Origin of the sequence: Amycolatopsis japonica (genome assembly GCF_000732925.1) — a bacterium.
Lineage (GTDB): Bacteria > Actinomycetota > Actinomycetes > Mycobacteriales > Pseudonocardiaceae > Amycolatopsis > Amycolatopsis japonica.
Genome location: NZ_CP008953.1, coordinates 338,632 through 359,604 on the forward strand (window position 1 = coordinate 338,632; position 20,973 = coordinate 359,604).

Here is a 20,973-nt window from a genome sequence, read left to right on the forward strand (position 1 = left end):
GCCACGTGTCCGCCATCCTGGAGTCCTCGCCGATCCGTTCGGTGGGTGAAGGTGCCGTCGCGCTCTTCCTGCGCCGTGGACGTTTGGGCTCTCCGCCCGCGTAGCTCCTCATCTCGCCAAGTCGTCCGACGGTGAATCCAGGGAGCCTCCATGTCCATCGAACTGCCCGACCGTGTCCGTCTCCGCCCCGCGACCGTCCCCGACGGCGGGATCCTCGAAGGGCCGCGTCTGCTGCGGCGTTTGCCGGAAGGCGTCGAGGAGCGCCCGTACGAGCTTTTCTCGCTACGCCCGTTGGGAAGGGTGATCGGCGCCGAGATCGGCGGCGTCGACCTCGCCCGTCCGCTGACACCCGAGCTCCACGCCGAGCTGAACCGCGCGCTGCTGGAGTGGAAGGTGCTGTTCTTCCGCGATCAGGACATCACTTCGGCGCATCAGCGCGCGTTCGCAGCCAACTGGGGCGAACTGGAGACGAACCCGTTCATCCCCCAGGGCGAGACCGAGGACACCACGCGGTTCGCCCGGTCCGCGAGCATGCCCGCGTTCGAGAACATCTGGCACGTGGACGTCACGTTCCGGCCCGCGCCGGCGCTCGGTTCGGTCCTGCGGCTGATCGAGGTCCCGCCGGTGGGCGGCGACACGATGTGGGCCGACATGGCCGCCGCCTACGACAACCTGCCCGAAGACGTCCGCGAACGCGTCGACGGGTTGACCGCGGTGCACGACTTCATCCCCGGCTTCGACCGCTTCTCCGACCCGGAACTCCTGCTGCGCCACCAAGACGCGTTCCCGCCGGTCGAGCATCCGGTCGTCCGCACGCATCCGGAGACCGGACGCCGCACCCTCTTCGTGAACCAGGCCTTCACGACGCACATCGTCGGCATCGACCGCGACGAGAGCGACAGGATCCTGCGGTACCTGTTCAGCCGGGCGCACATCCCGGAGTTCCAGGTGCGCTTCGCCTGGCGGCCGGGTTCGGTGGCCTTCTGGGACAACCGCGCCACGCAGCATTACGCCGTCAACGACTACCACCCGTACGCGCGGGTGGCCGAACGCGTCGCCATCGCGGGCGACCGGCCGTTCTGAGCGTCCCCATGACGGGTGATCGTCGAGGCGTGTTCACTCGTACCTGTGTGACGATGTGGCCATGGGCATCAACTTCGATGAATTGAAGAACAAGGCCACCGACGCTCTCCGCGAGCACAACGACAAGATCGAGGGCGGCCTGGACAAGGCGGCCGACTTCGCCAAGTCGAAGTTCTCCGGTCACGACTCCCAGATCGACTCGGGTGTCGAGAAGGCGAAGGGGTTCATCAACAAGTTCGACGACACCCCCGACAACCCCCAGCCCCAGAACCCGCCGCAGGGCCAGTAACCCCCAACGTCCCGCATTTCGTCCTCTGAATGCGGTACTTGCACACGCAAGGACCGCGTTCAGAGGACGAAACGCGTCAGGAGACCTCGCCGATCGCGATGTCGCCTTCGATGGCCGTGATCCGGCCGCCGCGCTCGCCGAGCGCGATCAGACCGTCGCGCGCGTCCGGGGCGCTCAGGCTGACCCGCACCCCCGCGCGTTCCGCGTCCTTACTGGCCGCAAACGCTTGCGCACCCTCGTGACCCGCGTTGACCGTCACCGCGAGACCACCCGTCGACGCCAGCGAACCCCGCGCCGCGCCCAGCCGCCCGAGCGCCTCGTCGACGATCGGCAGCAGCGCGTCCCGGTTGCCTTCGGTCATCGCCCGCACCAGCGCCGGGCTCGACCCGGCCACCCGCGTGCCGTCCGTATAGGACCCGGCGGCCAGCGACATCGCCAGTGGCCCGCCCTGCGCGCCGATCGTGGCCAGGATGGCCGCGAAGATATGCGGCAGATGCGAGATCCGCGCGACCGTCTCGTCGTGCGAGTCCGCGGGCAGCGGTACGACGTGCGCGCCGACGTCCAGTACGAGCTGGGCGACCACCGCCCACGCCGTCAGATCGGTGTCGTGTTCGACGCCCAGCACCCACGCCGCGCCGCCGAACAACGCCGGATTGCTCGCCTTCCAGCCCGAGTTCGCCGTCCCGGCCATCGGATGCCCGCCGACGAACTTCGCGTACGGCGCGCGGCGCCGCACCGAGTCGAGCACCGGCCCCTTCACGCTGGTCACGTCGGTGAGCACGCAGTGCCCGGCGACCCGCGAAACGGTACGGAGCACCTCTTCGACCGCGGGCAGCGGCACCGCGAGCACGATCATCGCGTCCCGCTCCGCCGCCTTGCTCAGCGCCGCTTCGACCTGTGTGGTGACGTCGAAACCCGCTCTGCTGGCGGCGTCCGCGTCAGCTTCGGAGGTCGTCGCCCCGAACGTGGTGCGGCCGATCGAATGCGCCGCGCGCAGCAGCGAACCACCGATCAACCCGAGCCCGATCACGCATACGTCCCGCACAAGGGTTCATCCTGCCATCTACTAGGCCACTCGTCAGAGAACGGCGGCCAGGCGGGTTCCCTGATCGATGGCCCGTTTGGCGTCCAGTTCGGCCGCGACGTCGGCGCCGCCGATCAGATGCACCGGTAGTCCGGCCGCCCGCAGGTCGTCGACGAGGTCGCGCACCGGCTCCTGTCCCGCGCAGACGACGACGGTGTCGACGTCGAGCACGCGCGGCTTGTCACCGACGGTGATGTGCAGGCCGTCGTCGTCGATCCGCTCGTAGGCGACCCCGGTGAGCTGCTCGACGCGCTTGGCCTTCAGCGCGGCACGGTGGACCCAGCCGCTGGTCTTGCCCAGCCCCGCGCCGATCCCGGACTTCTTGCGCTGCAGCAGGAAGACCTGCCGCGGTGACGGCTCGACCTTCCGTTCGGTCAGCCCGCCCGCGGCCCGCTCGGGATCGGTGACGCCCCATTCGGCCATCCACGCGTCCAGATCGAGGGCGGGTGAGGTGGTGTGCGTCAGGAACTCGCTGACGTCCACGCCGATCCCGCCCGCGCCGATCACGGCGACCTTGCCGCCCACCGGTTTCCCGTGCCGGACGACGTCCACATAGGACAGAACCTTGGGATGGTCGATACCGGGGAGCGACGGCACCCGCGGTGTCACGCCGGTGGCCAGCACGACCTCGTCGAACCCCGCGTCGACCAGATCGGCGGCGACCACGCGGGTGCCGAGGCGCACCTTGACGCCGGTGACCTCCAGCCGCCGCGTGTAGTACCGGATGGTCTCCGCGAACTCCTCCTTGCCCGGGATCTTCCGCGCGATCCCGAACTGGCCGCCGATCTCGTCGTCGGCTTCGAAGAGTTCGACCGCGTGCCCGCGTTCGGCGAGGCCGGTGGCGGCCGCGAGCCCGGCGGGACCCGCGCCGACGACGGCGACGCGTTTGGTCCTCCGCGTCGGCGACAGGGTCAGCGTCGTCTCGTGGCCCGCGCGCGGATTCACCATGCAGGACACCAGTTTCCGCTTGAAAGCGTGGTCGAGGCAGGCCTGGTTGCAGGCGATGCAGGTGTTGATCTCGTCCTCGCGCCCGGTCTCGGCCTTCCGGATCCACTCCGGGTCGGCGAGGAACGGCCGCGCCATCGACACCAGGTCGGCGTCGCCGCCGGCCAGCGCCTCCTCGGCGACCTCGGGCATGTTGATCCGGTTCGACGTGACCACCGGGATCCCGACGTGCGGCTTGAGTTTCCCGGTCACCCAGGTGAAGGCCGCGCGCGGCACGGACGTCACGATCGTCGGCACCCGTGCCTCGTGCCAGCCGATGCCGGTGTTGATGATCGTCGCGCCCGCCTCTTCGACCTCCTTGGCCAAGGCGACGACGTCTTCCCAGCTTTGCCCGCCCTCGACGAGGTCCAACATGGACAGCCGGTAGATGATGATGAAGTCCTCGCCGACCGCTTCCCGCGTGCGGCGCACGATCTCGACGGCGATCCGCCGCCGGTTTTCCGCGCTGCCGCCCCATTCGTCGGTGCGTTTGTTGGTCCGCTCGGCGAGGAACTGGTTGATGAAGTAGCCCTCGGAGCCCATGATCTCGACGCCGTCGTAGCCCGCTTCCTTCGCCAGGAAGGCACAATCGGCGAACGCGCGGATCTGGCGCAGCACGCCGTATCCGGAAAGGGCCCGCGGTTTGAAGGGGTTGATCGGCGCCTTGATCCCCGACGCCGAAACGCTCAGCGGGTGATAGGAATACCGGCCGGCGTGCAGGATCTGCAGTGCGATCTTGCCGCCCGCCTCATGCACCGGATCGGTGAGTTGCTTATGTGCCTTGGCTTCCGCGCGCGTCGAGAGCTTCGACGCCAGCGGCAGGAGCCATCCGGTCCGGTTCGGCGCGAAACCGCCGGTGACGATCAGCCCGACGCCGCCTCGGGCGCGTTCGGCGTAATACTCGGCCAGTTGCGGGAAATGCGCTTCCTTGTCTTCGAGGCCGGTGTGCATCGAACCCATGATCACCCTGTTGCGCAGGGTGGTGAAGCCGAGGTCGAGAGGGGACAGCAGGTTCGGGTACGGGCTCATCGCTGGTCCTTACGCATCGTGGTGGAATGCCCGGAGGACTTCCTCGAGCCACTCGACGTGGCCCTGTTCGGTTCGGATTCCTCCACGCAGCACGAGGAACTGGTGCAACGACTGTCCACTGAGGACGCTCGGGTCGGGGAAGTCGCGCTTCTCGATCAGCAGGTACGCGTCGAGCTGTGCCGCGTGCGCGTCGCGATGCCGGGTGACCTCGGCGGCGACGGCGGCCGGATCGCCGAGCGCCGCGCCGCGGATCTTCACGGCGAGCTCCCTGGCGGTGGCCGACGGATCGGGTTCGGCGAGCCAGCGGGCCAGTTCGGCCCGCCCCGCGTCGCCGACGGTGTACACCTTCTTGTCGGGTTTCCCGGACTGCGCGACCTGGTCGACGGTGATCCAGCCCGCGTCCTCCATCCGCTTGAGGACGCGGTAGATCTGCTGGTGGGTGGCGCTCCACCACAGCCCGATGGACTTCTCGAAGCGGCGCGTCAGCTCGTAGCCCGAGCCGGACCGCTCGGACAGGGAGACCAGGATCGCGTGCTCCAGTGCCATGCACCTAGTTTCATATGCACCTAGTTGCACTGCAAGGCGACGCACGTCACAAGCGCGTGAAGGCCCCCTTCCCTCGGCTGAGTCGCGGGAAGGGGGCCTTCACGGGAAAAAGCTACGGCTTGCGGGCGATCCCGCCGATCACGCGGGACTCCGACGGCGAAGCGGCGAAGATCGTCTTCTCGTCCGGGTGCCACGCCGGCGCGTAGACCAGGCCCGGCTCCAGCAGCGGCCAGCCGCCGAAGAAGCGCCGGAACTCGTCCATGGTGCGCAGGAAACCGGGGTTCGTCGTGGTCTCGTAGTACTCGAGGATGTCCAGCAGCGCCTGCCGTTCCTCGTCGTTGGCCGGGTTCTCGTTCGTCATCTGCGAGAGAACCAGCAGCGAACCCGGCGCGAGCCGGTCGCGGTAGAAGTCCAGCAGCCCGTCCGGGTCCTGCTCGTCCTTGATGAAGTGCATGACCGCGTTGACCACCAGCGCGATCGGTTCGCGGACGTCGATGATGCCGGAGTCCATCACCCGGTTCCAGAGGTCCTCGGGATCGAACAGATCCGCCGCGATCGCGTGGTGGCGGTCCGGGTCGGCGGTGTCGGCGAGCAGCAGCGTCGAATGCGCGAGCGCGATCGGCTCGTTGTCGATGTAGAGGACGTGCGTGTCCTCCTGCGGCCGCGCCTCGTCGGCGACCTCGTGCACGTTGCCCGCGGTCGGCAGCCCGGAGCCGATGTCGACGAACTGCTTGATGCCCAGTTCCGCGCAGTGCCGCACGGCCCGGCCGAGGAACTGCCTGCTGGTCTTGCAGTAGTCGCCCATGAGCGGCAGGCGCTCGCGCACCTTCTCGGCGAAGTTGCGGTCGATGGCGTAGTGCGTGTCGCCGCCGATGAAGTAGTCGTAGACGCGGGCCGCGGACGGCCGGTCCAAGCTGTTCTCGACGGCCTTGAGCGCCGCGTCGTGATCGATCATCGTCATCCCTTTGTCCGCGCCGGAAATCCCATGCTAACCGGCCGGGACGTAGGCCTCGCGGTAGGCGTTCACGGATTCGGTCAAGCGATCGAGCTCCGCGCGGGTGCGGGCGAGACCGGCCGCGTCGAGTCCCATCGCGTCGCCGATGATCTTCGGGATCCCGCTCGCGCGTTCCCTGAGCGCGGCGCCGTCCCCGGTCAGGCTGATACGCACGGACCGCTCGTCGTCGGCCTGCCGGACGCGCTGGACCAGTCCGGACTTCTCCAGCCGTTTGAGCAGCGGGGACAGCGTGCCGGAGTCGAGGTTCAGCACGGTGCCGAGCTCCTTGACCAGCCGCTCGTCCTCCTCCCAGAGCGCGAGCATCACCAGATACTGGGGATAGGTCAGGCCCAGATCGTCGAGCACCACGCGGTAAAGCGCGGTGACGGCCCGCGATGCCGCGTAGAGCCCGAAGCACAGCTGATCGTCCAGGCACAGCGACCCGGTGTTGTCCGTGGGCATCGGTCCTCCTTCTCCCCATGGTGCGCCGATCATGCCGCACCTCGCCATGGGAGTGGGGTAAATCTCCTTGGGTGCATTTTAGTTGTGCACAACTGAGTTGCGAGCTACCTTTACCGCATCGACTTCGGAACCCAGGAGGCAGAAATGACCGCCAACCCGCACAACCTGGCCCTCGAACCGGCCGCGCAGGCCTTCGTCGAGGCCACCGCCACGCCGCCGTTCCTCTTCCAGCTGCCGCCGGAGGAAGGACGCAAGGCCGTCGACGAGGTCCAGGGCGGCGACGTCGAACTGCCCGCCGCGGACGTCGAGACCACGCACGTGGACGGTGTCGAGGTCCGCATCGTGCGGCCGCAGGGTGCGACCGGGCCGCTGCCCGTGATCGTCTACATCCACGGCGCCGGCTGGGTCTTCGGGAACTTCCACACCCACGAGCGCCTGGTCCGCGAACTCGCCGTCGGCGCGGGCGCGGCGGTCGTCTTCCCCGAATACGACCGCTCGCCGGAGGCGCGCTACCCGGTCGCCATCGAGCAGAACTACGCCGTGGCGAAGTGGGTCGCCGAGCACGGCGCCGAAAACGGGCTCGACGGCACGAAGATCGCGATCGCCGGAGACTCCGTCGGCGGGAACATGACCGCGGCGCTCACCTTGCTCGCCAAGCAGCGCGGCGACGTCACCTTCCGTCAGCAGGTGCTCTTCTACCCGGTCACCGACGCGAGCTTCGAGACCGAGTCCTACCGGCGGTTCGCCGAGGGCTACTTCCTCGCGCTCGACGGCATGAAGTGGTTCTGGGACCAGTACACGACCGATCCGGCGCAGCGCGCGGAAATCACCGCGTCGCCGCTGCGGGCGAGCCTCGACGAGCTGGCCGGTCTCCCGCCCGCGCTGGTGATCACGGCCGAGGCCGACGTCCTGCGCGACGAAGGCGAGGCGTACGCCGCGAAGCTGCGTCAGGCCGGTGTGCCGGTGACGGCCGTGCGATACCAGGGCATCGTCCACGACTTCGTCATGCTCAACACGTTGCGCGAAACGCACGCCGCGGAGGCCGCGATAAAGCAGGCGATCGGCGTGCTGCGTACCGCTCTCGCAGGCTGAGTAGTCCGGAACCCGGTTTGTCCAGGGTGACACGCGTCACCCTGGACAACACTTCCCGGTGGTCGCACGTCTCTTGATCCAGATGTGGGAAGTGCGGTGCGGGGGCGTGCCGCGGCCGGAGAGGGACACGATCGCCATGGGACTGGGACTGAGTGCCATCCGGCTCGATTCGACACTGAACCTCGTCATCGTCCTGGTGCTGACGCTGCTCGCGATCATCGCCGTCCCGTTCCTCTGGGAACGCTGGCGCCGCAAGGTTCTCGGCCGCAGCGGCACGATCCTCGTCGCGGTCGTGCTGGTGGTGGTCAGCGCCGGGATGGGCGGGAACATGATCGGCGGGTTCTTCCCGACGGTCGGCGCCCTGTTCGGTACCGGCGTGTACTCCGGCGAGAGTGTCGACGCGGTCGCCGGGCAGAACGGTTCGGATCTCGACAAACTGCGTGACGCCGGGGCGATGCGGGCCAAGGAGGGCAAGGGTTCCGTCGTGCACATGACGGTGACCGGCAAGCGCACCGGCCTCACCCGCGACGTCTCGGTGTACTTCCCGCCCCAGTACTACGATCCCGCGTTCCGGTCGCTCAAATTCCCGGTCATCGAATGGATCCCGAACTACCCGTCCGGGCCCGAAGTGGTCACCGGTCCCTACGAACTGCCCGCCAAACTCGACGCGGCCATCGCGAAGCACGTGCTCCCGCCGACCCTGGTGATCATCCCGGACCCGACCGGGAAACCGAAGGTCGGCCACGACACCGAATGCATCGACGAGGTCAACGGGACCGCCAACGACACCTACCTGACCGCCGACATCCGCGACTGGGCGATCGAGAAACTCGGCGCCAACCCGCAGCGGAAGGCGTGGACGATGGCGGGCTGGTCGTCGGGCGGATACTGCGCGATGAACCTGGTGACGCGGCATCCGCAGTGGTACGGCCAGGCGGCGAGCGTCAGCGGGTACTACAAGGCCTCGGTGGACGCGGAGACGGAGAACCTGTTCAAGGGCAGGCAGGACATCGTCGACGCGAACACGGTCACGGTGAACCTGCAGAAGCATCCGTCGCCCGTCGACATCCTCGCGATCGCGGGGGACAAGGAAAGCTTCGAGAGCTTCTCGATCGACCAGATCCAGGCGGCCGTCCGCGCGCCCGCGACGCTTTCGTCGTGGCGGATCCCGGACGCCGGGCACAACATGAACACCTTCAAGGCGCAGGTGCCCGACGTGCTGGCGTGGATCGGCGCGCGGACCGTGCCGCCGTGCGCACCGCAGGACAAGAAGATCATCACCAACGGCGGCGTCACGCCATGGCCGCTGCCGAACACCGGCGCCAAGGGCGCGCTAGTGGACGTCGTCGAGTGACTTGGCCCGGTAAGCCTTGGGGTACAAGCGGATCCGGTCGGGAACCCGTTTCCCGGCCGCCCGCGTGATCGCTCCGAGGCGCCGGAGACGGCGTTCGTCGGTATCTGTCCACTTGAGACTCAAGCGTTCGCGAAGAGCCGGTGGCAGCAAGCCGATCGCGCACAGGGTCAGCACGTTCCCGCCCGCCGGCCGCACGGGGCGCCACAGGGCTTCCGGCAAGAACCACCACGGGGGCGGTGGTGTGTCGCGCATGGTGATCGAGCGGAGCAGTTCCCGGACCGTGTGGTTGTCTTCGAGCCGGTTCGCGACGACGTCGTCGAAGTAGGCCTCGAATCCTTCGAGGTCCTCCGGCATGTGGTGCTCACGGAGGCCGAGCAGCAGTCCGACGCGTCGCCATTCCGCGTAGAACCGGCGCTTTTCCTTGTCGGGCAACGGCTGGACGAAGACCTCGTGCATGCGGACGGTCGTCCAGAACGTCGAGCCGTGCACCCACCAGTACGCCTCGGGGTTCAGCGCGTGATAGCGCTCGCCGTGATGGTCGACGCCCTTGATCGCCTTGTGCATCTCGCGGAGCCGCTCGGCCTCCGCGACCGCCTCCCGGCCGCCGAAAACCTGGCTCAGCAAGGAATCGATGGTCCGGTCGAGGCGGCCCCACGGGTCTTCGGTGTAGTTCGAATGGTCGTGGACGCCGGCGCCGACCACCGGATGCGCGACCTGCAACAGCAACGCCGTCCCCGCGCCGAGCAGCAGTCTCCGGTCGCCGACCACGTGCCAGGCAACGGAATCCGGGCCGAGCGGGGTCACGGTGGGCAGGCGGGCTTCGGTGCTCATGACGACCTCCCGAGAGAGTGGCGTGACGCCACTGTCCCACCTTGTTTACACCTCGTCAATAGCGGGAAGCAGTGCCTTGACCACCTCCGTCACCCGTCGGCCCGCCCCGGCGTAGGTGGTCGACAACGGTTGCGAGGTCAGGACGACGACGATGTAGCGGTCGTCTTCGCCGACCACGCCCGAGCTGTGCAGGATCCGCGAGCCGCGGCAGCACGCCCAGCCCTGTTTGATCGACCAGGGAAGGGAACCGACGGCGTCCGGGATGCCGAAGTACTGCCGGATCCCGTCGGAGCCGTTCTCCGTCGCGCCGCTCAACGCCCGCATGATCGTCGTGCGCGGTCCGGCGCCCGCCTTGTCCAGCAGGTAGCGGTAGACCTTCACGACGTCCGCGGCGGTGATCCGGGTGTCGCCCCAGCGGCCGGGATCCTCGGGCGGACGCGTACCGCCGAGGCCGATCTTGGCCGCCCAGCGGGTCACGATCGTGGGGCCGCCGAGGGCCGTCCACAGTCTGCTGGCGATGTCGTCGTCGCTGACCGACAGCATCCGCTGCACGGTGCTCGACGGTGTGCCGGCTTGAAGCGCTTCCAACGCGATGAGGAGCTTCACGAGTGACGCCGAGGTGTAGGACCGTTCCGACCTGAGCGAAACGGTGCTCTTCTTGGCCGTGCGGTCGTAGACGACCACGCTCACCTGCCCGCCGGGGACGAGGTCCGCGAGGGCTTGGCTGTCGACGGATTTCGGTGGCGGACCCGGCGCCGCCGAGGACGAGGGCGTCGGGGACACGACCGGATCCTCCGGTTCGACCTCGACTTCGACGGACGGCGCCGGGGTGCTCGGCACCGCCTCCGCGACCGCCACCGGACCGGGACGCGACGTCGGGATCAGGACCATCGCGAGGATGGCGCCCAGGCACAGCCCCACCAGGAGGAAGACTCCGCTCACCTTGCCCACATGACCTGTTGACCGCGTCACCCGTTCGTGTTCACGGGTAGCCCGTTCGGACGACGCTGTTTGTCCGGAAGGGCAGCGGGGTATCCGGGGTCCAGCGTGAATTCAGGTCGCCAACTCTGGGAGGCGGAGCAATGGCACGTGCACAACGCGCTCGTATCCGGACGGCGGGGCTCCAGCCCGCTCAGGTTCTCGCCGGGCTGTCGAGCCTGGCCTTCCTGGTGTTCGGGATCGTGGGCTTCACCAGGACGGGATTCGCCGATTTCGCCGGGCGCAGCGACGCGACCGTGCTCGGCTTCTCGGTGAACCCCCTGTACAACCTCGGTTTCGTCCTGCTGGGCGCGATCGGGCTGCTGCTGACCTTCGGGTCGGGGCGGTCCCGGGTCTTCGGTTTCCTGACGTTCGTCGCCTTCGGGGTACTGTTCGTCTGGGGCCTCATGATCACGGGGACCGTTTCGACGAACCCGGTCTCACAGGCCGGTAACCCGTTCAACCTCAACGGGCCGGACAACTGGCTGCACCTCGGCCTCGCCGCGCTCGGGCTGGTGATCGCGTTCCTGCCCGCACGGCACAAGGTGCTGCTGCCGGAGGACGAAGAGGAGACCGTGGTCGCGGACCGGGCGGACAGCGCCACGGCCGTCGAACCCCTTCCGGACGATTCGCGACGGCCGAAGCACGGAAAAGGCCCGACCGTCGCTCGGGAAGAGCGACCGCCGGGCCTGGCCCACTAGCGCTCAGTAGCCGGAATCCTGGGCGGGAGCGTCTTCCTCCTTCTTGGGGGCGGCGTTCCCGCTCTGCGCTGCCTTGTCCTTCACCGGCGCGGTGCTCTTGCAGCCGGCGGGCTCGATGACGAACCAGGTGCCGCCGACGCCGTGACCATTGGCCTCGCCCGCGTTGGCGTCCTTGGCGTAGCGGTAGACGGCCCAGCCGCCGACGGTGACCTGCATGGTGCCGTCCGCGCGCTTCACCTTGCCGAGCAGCTTCTGGTCGATGCCTTCGAGCTGGACGTCGCCCTCGGCGAGCACCGGCGGCCAGGCCTTCGCGCAGTCACCGTTGCAGGTCGGCTGCTTGTTCTTCTTGTCCTTGGTGAACATGTACAGCGTGAAGCCGTCTTGGTCCACAATGGCCGGTCCGATGCCGTCGACGTTGCTCGCGACGAGCTTCGTGTCGCCGCCCTTTTGTTCGGCCGGAGCCTCCTTCGCCGCCTGGCCCGCCTTGCCGCCCTTGGCATTCGCGGCGTACCAGGTGCTGCCGACGCCCTGCCCCTTCGCTTCGCCGGCCTTGGCGTCCTTGGCGTAGCGATAAAGCGCCCAGCCGCCGACGGTGACCTGCTTGCGCCCATCGGCACGGGTCACTTCGCCGACCAGGGCCTGATCCACGCCTTCGATCTGGACTTCGCCTTCGGCCAGCACCGGCGGCCAGGCCTTCGCGCAGTCACCGTCGCAATTGGACTTCGGCGGCTTCGCGCTGTCCTTGTCGAAGCGGTACAAGGTGAAACCGTCCTTGTCGACGAGGACCTGGCCGAGATTCCCGGCTTCGGCCACGGCCACCTTGGTCTCACCCTTGGCCGCGGGGGCGTTCCCGCCCGCCCCGGCCACCGCCGCGGCGGGAGCGACGGCGGGGGCCGCCGCCTCGGTGCCGCCGGAGCAGGCCGACAGCACCACCAGACCCGCGGCCGCGGACGCCGCTGCGACGACGAAACGCTTGCGAAGCATGGGATTTCTCCTTGTTCGTAGGGGTTCCGCGGCTTGGCGCGGTGAGCTTGTACCCCCTACACGGAGCCGGTTCGAGACCGGTTCAAGGAGTTTTCGGTTTTTCTTCGCGGGCCTCCAGCGCGGCGTCGACGAGTACCCCGGCCGAGCCGGTGTAGTGCGCGGGATCCAGCAGGTCGGCCAGGGATTCGGCGGGAAGCACTCCGGTTATCTCCGGCAGGCCGGAAAGAACCTCGCCGAGGGCCTTGTCCTGTTCGAGGGCGAGCTTGGCCGCCTGCCCGAGAACCTCCTTGGCCCGTGCCTTGCCGAGCAGCGGGGCGAGCACGGTCGAAAGCCGCTCGGAGACGATCTGGCCGTGCGTGAGGCCGAGGTTCTGGCGCATGCGCTCGTCGTTGACGACCAGACCGCGGGCGAGCTCGGCAGCCGTATGCGCGGCGCCGCCGGTCAGGCGCAGGCACTCGCGCAGCAGCTGCCACTCGGCGTGCCACGCGCCCGCGGACCGTTCGTCCTCGGAGACCAGGGCCTGGGTGACGCCGGTGGCCAGCACCGGCACCTGGAGGGCGGCCGACCGGATCAGCGTCGCGAGCACCGGATTGCGTTTGTGCGGCATCGCCGAGGACCCGCCACGGCCCTCACCCGCCGGCTCGGCGACCTCCCCGACCTCGGTGCGCGTCAGGAACTGGACGTCGACCGCGATCTTCCCGAGCGCGGCGGCGGTGAACGAGAGCGCGGCCGCGAGGTCGGCCGTCGGCGTGCGAAGCGTGTGCCAGGGGAGCGTGGTCTCGGCGAGCCCGGTCTCCTCGGCGAAGGCCGTTTGGAGGCGCTGCGGATACCCGTCGGGCAGCTCGGCGAGGCGCGCGTACTCGGCGTACGCGGCCCTCGTGCCCGCTGCGCCCCCGAGCGAGACCGGCAAAACGACCCGGTTCAGCCTGTCGAGCGCTTCGAGCGTGAGCTGACGCCAGCCCGCCGCCTTGAGCCCGAACGTCGTCGGCACCGCGTGCGCGGTGAGCGTGCGCCCGGCCATCGTCGTGTCGCGATGCGCGCGGGCGAGATCCGCCAGCGCCTCCGCCGTCGACTCGAGGTCCGCGGTGAGAAGTGCCCGCGTCCGCGCGGCGACCAGCATCATCGCGGTGTCGAAGATGTCCTGGCTGGTCGAGCCACGATGGACGTACTCCGTCCCGGCGGCCTCGGTCAGCTCCATGATCAGCCCGACGACCGGGTTCGCCGTCTCACGAGCCGCTCGCGCCAACGCGACCACGTCGATCTCGGCGGACGCGGCCGCCTCGGTGATCGCCGCCGCGGCGTCCTGCGGGATCAGCCCGGTGCGGGCCTGCGCCCTGGCGAGCGCCGCCTCCGTGTCCAACAGCGCCCGTAACCAGGCGAGATCACCCGTCGCCGCCTCGGCGGGCGTGCCGGCGCGGACCGGGGACAGGAGGCCGGAATCGGGATCGGCGTTCATCGGCCCAGCATCGCATTTCAGAGTTTCAGTGGCCTGTCCTCCCGTCGATGCGCTCGCGAAGCAAGTCTGCGTGGCCGTCGTGCCGGGCGTACTCGGCGATGTGACGGGTCAGCAGCCACCGCAACGAGAACGGCTTCCCGTCGCGACGGCCCGTGCCCGTGTCGTCGAGAGACGCGGCCGCCACGATCTCCCGCGACCGCGCGCACTCCGCACGCCAAGCCGCCCACGCCTCCTCGACATCACCGCCCAGATCCTCGAAGTCCTGCTCGGGCCACTCGTCGGAGTAATAGAGCAACGGGACGTCCTCGCCCACGAACTGCACGCGGAACCACCAGCGCTCGACGCCAGTGAGGTGCCTGAGCAGCCCATGCAGCGACAAACTCGACGGCTCGATCGGCCGCCGGGCCATTTGCTCCGGCGTCAGCCCCTGACACTTCAGCTCGAAGGTGCGGCGATGCCAGTCGAGCGTGGACGTCAGGATCTCGCGCTCGCTCGCCACCCGCGGAGGCTCCGGGCGGTCGCCCTCCCAGCTCGCCGCGTAGTTCTCGTCGGGGATCGTGTCCATGCCCACGACCATGGCAGAGACCCCCGACAATTCCGTGGCGCTCCGGCCGCCGCCCCGGCATCCTGGTGGTCGACGGCGGTCTACTAGACTCGGCCGCACGGGCCGTTAGCTCAATTGGTAGAGCTGCGGACTTTTAATCCGTAGGTTCTGGGTTCGAGCCCCAGGCGGCCCACCACATCAACATCCCCGCTGACCTGCGGGGATGTTGTCTTATCTAGCTCTTGTTTGCCTCGGTGCCAACCACGATTGGGCTCCGTTTCGTCTCCGTTCGCTCTGCTGTGCTGAAGTTCGTGGCCAGCCAGCCGCACCGGGCCCACGACACGCTGGTACTCCTCGTCGTGTGAGTGTCCGGCGGCCTGCCCGGGCTCTGCACATCTCGGCCGATTCCACGACGTCTTCGTTGGTGTCCGCGACGATGAAAGTGATGATCGAAGATGCGCGGGCTGGCGGCCGTGAGCGGCTTGTTGAGCGCGGCGCGGACGTCGTCCGGATCGGGTTCGAGGTCCTACCCGACGACGGATCGGGGGGCGGCCGGCGAGAAGCGGTCGACATCTGTCGCGGCGGAGCTGGAGCCGCTCGCGCTCGACGGTGACCCGCTCGACGCGATCGACGGCGCCCTGGTTGGCTAGGGCCGCGTGTCCACCGACGGCCAGAACTCCACAGCCAGATCGACGCGCTCACCGCAGCGGGCTGCATCTGCGTCTTCACCGAGAAAGAGTCCGGCAAGACGCCGAGCGCCCCGAGCTCTGGGCGTGCAGCATCGCGCCCTTGGCCAGGGCTCCGCAGCGTCGACGACCCGCGGGCGCCGGTAGTGCAACGCATCGAAGGTCCGGCGTGCGTGGGCTCGGAAACCTCTCTGCCGACTTACACGACGTTGCGGGTATCCGCAACGATGGAGGTCATGACCGACGATGCGCGGCCGACAACCGCGAGCGCCTCTGCGGCGCCTGGTCCGGCACTTTCTTCGGTGAAGCGGCTGCCTGGGCTGACCCGGGCCGCGATGTGGTGGACCGCGTTCGTGATCGCGGTCCTGACCACGGGCGCGGTCATCATGCTGTGGTGGCCGGCCACCGCCGGGCTCACCGGCGCGGACCTGGTGAAGGCACGGCTGGACGCGCTGAAGATCGGGCTCAGCATCGGCGTCGGCAGCGGAGGTGTGGTCGCGCTCTACCTCGCATGGCGCCGCCAGCACTCCACCGAAGCCGACCTCGACAACCGTGAACGCGCCCTCGCCCAGCAGTACGAAGTCCTCGCTCACCAGCAGGACGTCGCCGCCACTACCCATGCCTACCAGGAGCGTGTCGCCGACGATGCCCGTGCCGACGCGGTCGAGCGCCGGATCAACGAGCTCTATCTCAAGGCCGTGGAACAGCTCGGCTCCGACAAAGCCCCGGTCCGCCTCGGAGGACTCTACGCCCTGGAGCGCCTCGCCCAGAACAACGAGACCCTGCGCCAGACCATCGTCAACGTCTTCTGCGCCTACCTGCGCATGCCCTACGACCTTCCGGACGAACAGGACCGCGAAGAGGGGGCCGGCGCCGACCAACACGAGCTCTACCGTGAGCGAGCGCAGGAACGCGAGGTCCGTCTCACGGCCCAGCGGCTTCTCAACGACCACCTCAGGCCCGACCTCAAGACGGCTTACTGGGGGGAGTGCGACCTGGACCTCACCGGCTCTCACCTTATCGACTTCACCTTGACCAAGAGTCGCGTCGGGACCGGCCTCTTTGGCCGAGCCACTTTTACCGGTGCCGCCTGGTTCGGCGGGGCGACCTTCACCGGCAACGTCATGTTCAGTGCGGCAGCTTTTACCGGTTCCGCCGCATTTATCAAGGCGACTTTCGCGCGCCCAGCCTGGTTCTCCGAGGCGACTTTCGCCGACGACGCTACGTTCAGCGGAGCGACTTTCACAGGCGCAGCCATGTTCTACGGGGCGGCATTCTCTGGCAACGCCAAGTTCTACGAGGCGGCATTCAGCAACCTCGCCGTGTTCACCGAGACCGCTTTCGCTGCCACCGCCGGGTTCGAGGGCGCGGCTTTCACCGGCGAGGCCACGTTCAACGGGGCGACTTTCACAGGTGCCGCCAGGTTCGAGGGGGCGGCTTTCAGCGACGACGCCACGTTCAACAGGGCGGCTTTCACCAGCGAGGCCAGGTTCGACGAGGTGACTTTCAGGAACGGCGCTTCGTTCGAGGAGGCGATGTTGCGCAATGAGCACTTCCGGCCTCCGGCAGCCGTCTCCATACGCGAACAGGAGCCCGGACTGACTTAGCTGTCGTGACGTTCGGGAAACGATCTCGTTCGCCCAATCCACGATCCAATCTAATGGATCCGTATTCCTGAGTGGCTGCGGAACAGCGTTTGTGTCGGTGGTACCTGCTGCTATCCGTGCCTATGAAGACCTTAGAACTCTCCGACGTGCTCGCCGCCATGCACACCACCACTACTGATTCGCTGGCTGACCAGGTCGGACAGATCACTCAATCCGCTCTGGAGCACGGCCTACGGATCCTGCCCGGCAGAGTCGACGCGAACAGCCTGGTCCAACTCGATTCGGAGGCTGTGGCCATCGATGAGGTAGTGGCCGCAGCCGACCTCTAGCTGCCGACGCGGCTTCAGGGCCCTTAGAAGTCGGCGTCGTCGAGGGGGAAGTGCTCTTCGTCCCATTGGCGGCGTAGCGCGATCAGGGCAGCTCGATTGAGGACCGTGATCTCGTGTGTCGTTCGGGCGATGAGTCCTTGTAGCTCGAGGTAGGTGAGCGACCGGCGGAGCCGGTGGGTGGTGTAGCGGCCGTTGTGTTTCGTTGCTGCGAGTTGTGCGGCGGGTGAGTGCAGCAGGTCCGGGGTTCGCTGGTGCCAGAGTTCGACAAGTCGGGTCCGCTCGCAGGTCGACTGGGCGTGGTCGGTGATCTCGAGGAGGAGGTCGGCGACGTCCACGGTCTCGCCGGAGACTGGCGTGCCTTGGAACTCTATGAGTCCCTTCTTGATATGGCGAGCGGCACCGCGGCGGCCTCGTTCGGCGGCGACCGCGTCAGCGAGCCGGTAGCTGGCGTTGGCTGAGTTGGGCCAGGGGAGGAGCTGTAGCCGGGCCCAGAGTGCGGTGTCGGCGAGTGATTCCTCTCCGGCATGGGCCTGGCGGTGGTCGTCCACAGCGACCGCCAGAGCCAGTAGCGAGCGCTGTAGGGACTCCACGACGCTGTCGCGATGGACCTGGCGGACGCGGTCGGAGGCCAGGGCGAGGTATTGGTGCAGGACGGTGTTGAAGCGGCTGGCTCGTTCACGCCAGGCGATGAACTCGCGATACTGGCTGGTGTGCTCGACAGCGGTCATGAGACCGGCGTCGTGTTGCTTCTCGGCGAGCTTGATCTGGTCGCGGCGGCATGTGGCCGTGTGAGTCGCTTGGGCTTCAATAGTTTTGAGTACGCGGTAGGTCTGAGAGACGCGGTCGTCGGCGAGTAGGGCTTCCCATCTGTCGCGGTGAGATGGGGTGAGGGCTTCGCGGATGTAGTGCTCGGCGTCTTCGTCGTTCGCTAGGTCGTACGGGAGCGAGTTCGGCACGGTTGGTCCTCACGGGTGGTCGGTTCACGGTGGCATTCGGCGCAGAGCTGGGCGTTCGGCGGCAGGGGAGCGTCGACGAGGCCGATGCGTGCGCATCGGGTCAGGACTGCGGTGTACTCCCCGGACTTGGTCGGTATCGGCTTCTCGTTGACCTGATGCACGACATACGGGGCAGTGACGCCGATACATGGCTGGCCTGGAGTAGCTGCCGCGACGAGCTGTCCGGCGCCCGGTTCGTGCGGCAGGTCGAGGTCGCAGGGCGGCCAGAACAGCGCGTCCACGCCGAGCTGCGGCTCCGAATCGCGGGCAGGCGTGTGCAAGGGGTGCACGGTCGCCAGCTTCGCTGTTCCCGCTCGTACGGGATGCCGGTCCGCTGCCGCGGTGGCGGACACCGATGAGGGTCGGACTCGGCGGCCAGGACGACGGATCTGGACTCCGTCCGCGACCAGGAAGACGCGCACGGCCCGGACGGGCAAGTGGTATGCAACCGCGAGGTCGCGCAAGGTGGCGCCGGCCTGATAACGGACGCTCAGCCCCAACGGCGGACGTGAGTCTCGGCGACGTCGTGACGAGACGGCGCGCGCAGTCCGGTTACCCATCACCGTCCCTGCCCGTCCGGTGGTGTTCTGGTTGAGACGTTCATCAACGCCGATGTCCTGGAAGGTGCGGGGTGCCGCCCCCTCTCGAGAGGAGGCGGCACCCCGAGATCGGTGACTAGGTGGCGCTGCCGGTGCGGGCGACGTGGTAGACCCAGTCCCGCAGCTCCGGGGAGCTGGTGAAGACGTCGGGTTGGACGCCGCAGAACTGGGGGTCGGCGGAACGACTGGCGTTTCCGACGAGCTGGGGTACTCCGTCGATGGTGGCCAGGGCGGGTGTTCCGGAGTCTCCGAAGCAGCTGCCGTCGGTGCCGCTGGGATTGTCGGTGCAGATCTCTCCGGCGGAGATGAACGCTGCAGCGCAGCGCGACGTCGCGGTGACACGAGTGTCGAGCTTCTGCAGGCGCCTCGGCAGGCCGGAGCGGGTGCTGTCAGGTTCGGTCACGCCCCAGCCGTACAGGGTGACCTTGTCGCCACGTCGGGCGGTGTCGCGGGCGAGTTGCACGGTCGGCTGCTGGAGCAGATGGTCGAGCTTGACCATCGCGGCGTCGACGACCTTCTTCTTTGGCGCCCCCTGTCCCCATTGCCAGCCGGGGTGTACCACGATCTTGCTGACGGTCGCGGTCTCGCCGCCGGAGAGCCGGTCGAGGCTGCCGACCCGGACGTGGAATCGCTTGTCTGCGGTCGGAATCGGCGCGTCATCAGTGTTGAACCACTGACTTGCCGTCGATCGAGCCGCAGGTCCTGCGGGCGGATCCGTGACGCAGTGCGCGGCGGTGAACACCCACCCGCGAAACACCAGGCCGCCGCCACAGGTGTGGTAGTCGACGTACTTCTCACCGTGTTCGGGTGCGTCGTACTGCAGCGAGGCGATCCCCGGCGGCGCGCTCGCGGCCGGGTGAGCACCGATCAGCATCGGCTCGACCCGCGGGGGTGGAGTGTCGGCGACGGCCGTCGCCGCGGGGGCAGTCAACGCGGTGGCGATGCTCACCGCTACGGCAACTGCGAACGACAAAGTCTTTCTGTGCAAGGAGCTGTCTTTCTAGTCGATGAAGGGGCTTGAACTGCGCAGTAAGGAGTCGCTACCTGCGGTATGGCGGCCCACGTCCGGAGTGGTCTACGCGCGGCGGAGGAAGGCTCACCTAGCCCACCGCCTCGTCGCGGGCGGGACGGCATGCCGTGCGGGAGACGTTGCTAGCGCGGCCGTGGATTGGGCCTTCGTCGCGTCTGCGGCGTAAGAACGCGGGGCAGCTGGAGGGTCTGCTGGTCGTGATCCGCGGTGGTTCGCCGGAGGTCGCGGTCGGACGAGGGCCAGACCGGGCGACGTCCCTGATGCTCGGCCGCGATACGGGCGGTGATACCCGCTACCGAGTCCGGGCGGGAGTTCCAGCGCCGACGCCGTTGGCGCGCGCGGGCTCGCATGGCGAGCACCGCGCCAGCCAACAGCAGGACGGTCACGAGGCCGACAGGCAGGGCCGGGTTCATCGTCGGTCCGGTTGCTGTGGGGCATCAGGCACTCGTCCAGTTGCCGGGCCAGAACCGGCTGCCGCGCAGTTGGTGTAGCAGGGGTAGCAGTTCCTCGGGGAGTCCTGGGCTGACCGCGACGACGCAGCGGGAACGCACGGAGTGTGGGCTGGCGTCCGAGTCGAGAACCAGTGCTCCGGCCTCTCGGGCGATGACAGCGCCGCTTGCGGTGTCCCAGGAGCGGTTGCCGAGCAGAATGCAGGCGTCGAGGGTTCCGTCGGCGACCCAGACCAGGTCGAGTGCGGAGGATCCATAGCGGCGAAGTCCCTGTGCGCGTGCGGTAAGGGAGTGGTCCAGGGACGCGCACAGGACGTCACGCAGGCCCGTGTCGGTACCGCTGCCATAGTCACCGAAGCCAATCAAGGCTTTGTTGAGCTTGTCGGTGTTCGATGTTGTGATCGGCTCGCCGTCGCGGAAGGCGCCGCCGCCTTCCGTTGCTGAGTATCGGTGCCCGAGAAAGGGCAGTGCGGTGACTCCTAGTACTGGTTGCTCGTTGTGGACCAGACCGAGGGCGATCGCGCAGAGCGGGTTGCCGTGCTGGTGGTTGACCGTGCCGTCGATGGGATCGAGAACCCAGTAGGTGTCACGGTTTCCGACTGGTCCTGTCTCCTCGCCAAGGAACCCAATGCTGGTGCTGTCCGCGCCGGTCAAGCGCTGGTGTATCAGTCGTTCGACGGTCTCGTCGACGTCCGAAACAGGATCGCGGTCACCTTTGTAGCGGATCTGGCGTGGAGGGTGGCGAAGCACATGCTCCACAGCGAGATCCATGGCGTTGTGCGCAGCTGTGAGCGCGAACGTGAGATCAGGTCGCTGCGCCATCTGATCCCTCAGATGCTTTGTCGCTGACGGATACCGTCGGGCCGT

At 68.1% G+C, this 20,973-nt stretch carries 22 protein-coding genes and 1 tRNA gene; 9 read left to right on the forward strand and 14 right to left on the reverse strand.

All coding sequences use genetic code 11. The features are described 5' to 3' along the window. Positions 1-150: 150 nt before the first annotated feature. Together AJAP_RS01730 and AJAP_RS01735 are read left to right on the forward strand one after the other, a co-directional pair. Entirely contained in the window at positions 151-1,083 is a 933-nt protein-coding gene (locus AJAP_RS01730; RefSeq protein ID WP_038507719.1) for a TauD/TfdA dioxygenase family protein, read from the forward strand. Between the two features lie 61 nt (positions 1,084-1,144). Further along, complete coding sequence (locus tag AJAP_RS01735; RefSeq protein WP_016330787.1) at positions 1,145-1,372, forward strand: antitoxin; 228 nt, start codon at positions 1,145-1,147, stop codon at positions 1,370-1,372. 76 nt (positions 1,373-1,448) lie between these two features. Here AJAP_RS01735 and AJAP_RS01740 read toward each other — a convergent pair whose 3' ends face one another. The 5 genes from AJAP_RS01740 to AJAP_RS01760 form a co-directional block, all read right to left on the reverse strand. Beyond that, the gene (locus AJAP_RS01740) at positions 1,449-2,402 is read right to left on the reverse strand and encodes a prephenate dehydrogenase (RefSeq protein WP_038507720.1); all 954 of its coding nucleotides are present in this window, start codon (positions 2,400-2,402) and stop codon (positions 1,449-1,451) included. A gap of 48 nt (positions 2,403-2,450) precedes the next feature. Continuing rightward, the gene (locus AJAP_RS01745; RefSeq protein ID WP_038507721.1) at positions 2,451-4,469 is read right to left on the reverse strand and encodes an NADPH-dependent 2,4-dienoyl-CoA reductase; all 2,019 of its coding nucleotides are present in this window, start codon (positions 4,467-4,469) and stop codon (positions 2,451-2,453) included. A 9-nt stretch (positions 4,470-4,478) separates the two neighbouring features. Further along, the gene (locus AJAP_RS01750; RefSeq protein WP_037333229.1) at positions 4,479-5,015 is read right to left on the reverse strand and encodes a PadR family transcriptional regulator; all 537 of its coding nucleotides are present in this window, start codon (positions 5,013-5,015) and stop codon (positions 4,479-4,481) included. A 112-nt stretch (positions 5,016-5,127) separates the two neighbouring features. Next, entirely contained in the window at positions 5,128-5,976 is an 849-nt protein-coding gene (locus tag AJAP_RS01755) for an SAM-dependent methyltransferase (RefSeq protein WP_174491988.1), read from the reverse strand. A gap of 27 nt (positions 5,977-6,003) precedes the next feature. Beyond that, positions 6,004-6,471, reverse strand: coding sequence for a MarR family winged helix-turn-helix transcriptional regulator (locus AJAP_RS01760; RefSeq protein WP_037333227.1), 468 nt, complete (start codon positions 6,469-6,471; stop codon positions 6,004-6,006). Between the two features lie 144 nt (positions 6,472-6,615). Here AJAP_RS01760 and AJAP_RS01765 point away from each other — a divergent pair, with 144 nt between their 5' ends. Together AJAP_RS01765 and AJAP_RS01770 are read left to right on the forward strand one after the other, a co-directional pair. Further along, the gene (locus AJAP_RS01765; RefSeq protein ID WP_038507722.1) at positions 6,616-7,563 is read left to right on the forward strand and encodes an alpha/beta hydrolase; all 948 of its coding nucleotides are present in this window, start codon (positions 6,616-6,618) and stop codon (positions 7,561-7,563) included. Positions 7,564-7,699: 136 nt separating this feature from the next. After that, positions 7,700-8,917: an alpha/beta hydrolase gene (locus AJAP_RS01770; RefSeq protein ID WP_038522206.1), complete on the forward strand. Its 1,218-nt coding sequence runs from the start codon at positions 7,700-7,702 to the stop codon at positions 8,915-8,917. Here AJAP_RS01770 and AJAP_RS01775 read toward each other — a convergent pair. Together AJAP_RS01775 and AJAP_RS01780 are read right to left on the reverse strand one after the other, a co-directional pair. Continuing rightward, entirely contained in the window at positions 8,897-9,748 is an 852-nt protein-coding gene (locus AJAP_RS01775) for an oxygenase MpaB family protein (RefSeq protein WP_038507723.1), read from the reverse strand. The genes AJAP_RS01770 and AJAP_RS01775 overlap by 21 nt on opposite strands. 45 nt (positions 9,749-9,793) lie before the next feature. Beyond that, entirely contained in the window at positions 9,794-10,699 is a 906-nt protein-coding gene (locus AJAP_RS01780) for a serine hydrolase (RefSeq protein WP_038507724.1), read from the reverse strand. 131 nt (positions 10,700-10,830) lie between these two features. Here AJAP_RS01780 and AJAP_RS01785 point away from each other — a divergent pair, with 131 nt between their 5' ends. After that, on the forward strand, positions 10,831-11,427 hold the full coding sequence (locus tag AJAP_RS01785; RefSeq protein ID WP_038507725.1) for a DUF4383 domain-containing protein: 597 nt from the start codon (positions 10,831-10,833) through the stop codon (positions 11,425-11,427). A gap of 3 nt (positions 11,428-11,430) precedes the next feature. Here AJAP_RS01785 and AJAP_RS01790 read toward each other — a convergent pair whose 3' ends face one another. From AJAP_RS01790 to AJAP_RS01800, 3 genes are all read right to left on the reverse strand, one after another. Then, positions 11,431-12,411, reverse strand: coding sequence for a lipoprotein (locus AJAP_RS01790; RefSeq protein WP_038507726.1), 981 nt, complete (start codon positions 12,409-12,411; stop codon positions 11,431-11,433). Between the two features lie 82 nt (positions 12,412-12,493). Further along, positions 12,494-13,867 (reverse strand): 3-carboxy-cis,cis-muconate cycloisomerase, encoded by a 1,374-nt coding sequence (pcaB, locus tag AJAP_RS01795; RefSeq protein WP_038507727.1) that lies wholly within the window; start codon positions 13,865-13,867, stop codon positions 12,494-12,496. A gap of 25 nt (positions 13,868-13,892) precedes the next feature. Continuing rightward, positions 13,893-14,432: a DinB family protein gene (locus tag AJAP_RS01800; RefSeq protein WP_038522209.1), complete on the reverse strand. Its 540-nt coding sequence runs from the start codon at positions 14,430-14,432 to the stop codon at positions 13,893-13,895. Between the two features lie 99 nt (positions 14,433-14,531). Between AJAP_RS01800 and AJAP_RS01805 the strand changes: the two genes are divergently transcribed. From AJAP_RS01805 to AJAP_RS01820, 4 genes are all read left to right on the forward strand, one after another. Continuing rightward, positions 14,532-14,607 (forward strand) — tRNA-Lys (locus AJAP_RS01805). A 277-nt stretch (positions 14,608-14,884) separates the two neighbouring features. Further along, complete coding sequence (locus tag AJAP_RS43995; RefSeq protein ID WP_158509771.1) at positions 14,885-15,061, forward strand: hypothetical protein; 177 nt, start codon at positions 14,885-14,887, stop codon at positions 15,059-15,061. Positions 15,062-15,333: 272 nt separating this feature from the next. Further along, positions 15,334-16,704: a pentapeptide repeat-containing protein gene (locus tag AJAP_RS01815; RefSeq protein ID WP_158509772.1), complete on the forward strand. Its 1,371-nt coding sequence runs from the start codon at positions 15,334-15,336 to the stop codon at positions 16,702-16,704. 122 nt (positions 16,705-16,826) lie between these two features. Continuing rightward, complete coding sequence (locus AJAP_RS01820) at positions 16,827-17,033, forward strand: hypothetical protein (protein ID WP_148311431.1); 207 nt, start codon at positions 16,827-16,829, stop codon at positions 17,031-17,033. Positions 17,034-17,056: 23 nt separating this feature from the next. On the opposite strand, the gene AJAP_RS01825 is transcribed toward AJAP_RS01820, so the two are convergent. The 4 genes from AJAP_RS01825 to AJAP_RS01835 form a co-directional block, all read right to left on the reverse strand. Then, positions 17,057-17,989: a hypothetical protein gene (locus AJAP_RS01825; protein ID WP_038507730.1), complete on the reverse strand. Its 933-nt coding sequence runs from the start codon at positions 17,987-17,989 to the stop codon at positions 17,057-17,059. Next, complete coding sequence (locus AJAP_RS43465) at positions 17,962-18,381, reverse strand: hypothetical protein (protein ID WP_148311432.1); 420 nt, start codon at positions 18,379-18,381, stop codon at positions 17,962-17,964. Before AJAP_RS43465 ends, AJAP_RS01825 begins: the two co-directional genes overlap by 28 nt. A gap of 322 nt (positions 18,382-18,703) precedes the next feature. Continuing rightward, on the reverse strand, positions 18,704-19,576 hold the full coding sequence (locus AJAP_RS01830; protein ID WP_228694841.1) for a S1 family peptidase: 873 nt from the start codon (positions 19,574-19,576) through the stop codon (positions 18,704-18,706). A gap of 518 nt (positions 19,577-20,094) precedes the next feature. Then, a complete protein-coding gene (locus tag AJAP_RS01835) occupies positions 20,095-20,928 on the reverse strand; it encodes an inositol monophosphatase family protein (RefSeq protein ID WP_038507732.1) in 834 nt (277 codons plus the stop codon). Positions 20,929-20,973 lie beyond the last annotated feature (45 nt).